The 1,673-nt window shown below is 42.8% G+C and carries 2 protein-coding genes and 1 pseudogene; all 3 read right to left on the bottom strand.

Annotated features, from left to right (window positions below):
* Positions 1-438: 438 nt before the first annotated feature.
* Positions 439-597: a hypothetical protein gene (locus DP117_RS34145; RefSeq protein WP_169222575.1), complete on the bottom strand. Its 159-nt coding sequence runs from the start codon at positions 595-597 to the stop codon at positions 439-441.
* A 222-nt stretch (positions 598-819) separates the two neighbouring features.
* On the bottom strand, positions 820-948 hold the full coding sequence (locus tag DP117_RS37140; protein ID WP_282440349.1) for a hypothetical protein: 129 nt from the start codon (positions 946-948) through the stop codon (positions 820-822).
* Between the two features lie 389 nt (positions 949-1,337).
* Positions 1,338-1,439: pseudogene (locus DP117_RS34140) on the bottom strand (winged helix-turn-helix domain-containing protein); the annotation flags it as partial.
* Between the last annotated feature and the right edge of the window lie 234 nt (positions 1,440-1,673).

Here is a 1,673-nt window from a genome sequence, read left to right as displayed (position 1 = left end):
GCTTTGGGTAGGTTTTATGTAACGGTTACTAAATACAGCAATCCAGTTAACAACTGTGCAGGTGAGAAAATGAGGCTGGTTTTCTAAAAATTGGTAACGAGAACGACTCATAGAGTACGCGAAGGTGTGAGCATAAGAGGCAGAGCCTCTTTTTAGAGCATTCCCAGGCTGCAGCCCAAGAACGAGAAAACGAGAATAAAACTTAAAGGGATAAGTAAGTTGGCACGATAAAACTTGCCTAAAAGAACAAAAGAAGAACAAATTGGCAATGTCCAAGATAAAGCAATGACATTGTGATGGTTAGAGCATTCAGCCAATCTACTAACAAATCGAGCGTTTCTAATGCTGTTTGCCCAATCAGCACAGCTGTGTATGGGCATTCCCAGGCTGCAGCCTGGGAACGAGAAGAAATGAATTTCCTTTCCAGGAGGAATCTGCTTAAGGACTTTGGTAAGCTTCGGTTTGTGATGTTATGGCAGTTGGCAAAGCTACAGTACGTTTGTTTCTAGGAGCCATAATGACAGACAGAAGTTTGGGGAAAGCAAAACAAGCAATAGTATTCAGTAATGTTAATATTACTGCGTCTATGGTATTCATAGTAAACTCCTGTTTTGTGAAAGTTGAGTAGTGAAAACTTCTACGCTGCTAGGTGCGATCAGCTTTGCCGCTGGCGTGAGTCGTTACAGACACGAAGAATGCAACGGACAATCGCCCGATCAGCGGTTTGCGGTAGCGCTCTACCAAGCGCTCCTACTGCATGACGACAGTACTTCCTTTCTTTTGCTGTTGTTTTTCGCACATTGACAAAAAGATGATTCCCTACTCTGGAGGAACCCCTGAAGCGATCGCAATCCCTGTGCACAGTGCCAGAGCCACGAGAAACACAACTACGGACGGCACTAAGTCGTTGACAATGGAGCCTTTTGCTTTGAAATCTCTGATTGTCATCTTCCTTTTCTCGTATTTGTTTATAAGTATTGCTACTCTAGTAAAGGTTAAACTAATCACGATAATTTTTCCCAAAAATATCCTTCAACCAGCATTCTTCACTTCCTCCGCAAACAGAACGTAAATTTTCGCGCCTAGTACCTGACGCAGTTGTAGGTACTCTCCTGACCTTCAAAATGGCATCTCATAGTTCACTTACTGATACTAACTTCTAGTCAAAAATAGTACTCACCCTGCTTTCTTGACACTAAGTTACACATTTGAACACAACTTGGTATGAAGTTGAAAAAATGACCATAGGCGACAATCAACAGATCCTGATTGTTACTGTTCTTTTTTATTTTTATAAAAACTTATGAATTGTGTATGAATAATTGATGAGAAAATTTTCACGTTCGCAGCCGATAGCCCATACCTCTGACTGTTTCAATATAGTCGTGACCTAGCTTTTTACGCAGGTAACCCACGCAGACATCAACGACATTAGAGCCGGAGCCAATCCGCCCTTGCGGGTTTCCCGACAGTCACGGAAGTGGCGTCCAAGACTGCGATCCCCGAACCGTCACTACGCACCGGATCTATTCGTTAGATGCTCGCGATTTTTCGACCCCAAGCGCAGATAACCTGTGCGTAAAATGAAGGGGGGAACAACTTCATGCTGACCGAATCAGTTATCAGTTATCAGTTATCAGTTTGAAGAAGTATTCAGTATTGCTGAATCCAGA

The sequence above is a fragment of the Brasilonema sp. UFV-L1 genome (assembly GCF_012912105.1).
Classification (GTDB): domain Bacteria; phylum Cyanobacteriota; class Cyanobacteriia; order Cyanobacteriales; family Nostocaceae; genus Brasilonema.
Note: the sequence above shows the minus strand (reverse complement) of the source record. Positions and strands in the feature narration are given on the sequence as shown.